The sequence below is a fragment of the Bacillus sp. SIMBA_074 genome (assembly GCF_046534555.1).
Lineage (GTDB): Bacteria > Bacillota > Bacilli > Bacillales > Bacillaceae_G > Bacillus_A > Bacillus_A mycoides.
In genome coordinates this window covers 1-257 of sequence record NZ_JAWRYM010000792.1, presented here as the reverse complement: position 1 = coordinate 257, position 257 = coordinate 1, and the positions used below count along the sequence as shown (strand labels likewise).

1 protein-coding gene is annotated in these 257 nt (G+C 42.8%); it reads right to left on the bottom strand.

Annotated elements, in window-relative coordinates:
* A partial coding sequence (locus tag SB773_RS32930) for a diacylglycerol/lipid kinase family protein (protein ID WP_410594620.1) occupies positions 1–257 on the bottom strand: 257 nt, incomplete at both ends.

Here is a 257-nt window from a genome sequence, read left to right as displayed (position 1 = left end):
GGATTCTTTTTAATCATCGCTTTTGCTCCTTCAATGAAATATGCAAAAGACCCCAGACGGGTTTTTTGGTCTACGGATACATTATAGGTGGCCTCAGCGATCGCCCCTACTGCCAACACATTCATGAAATAACGGTCATTGATCTTCCCTATGTCCGATTCCTTAATATGCATGTCCTTTAATATCTCACTGGCGGTATTGGGATTCAAGGGTATGCCCAAAGATCTAGCGAAATCATTAACGGTTCCTAGTGGGAT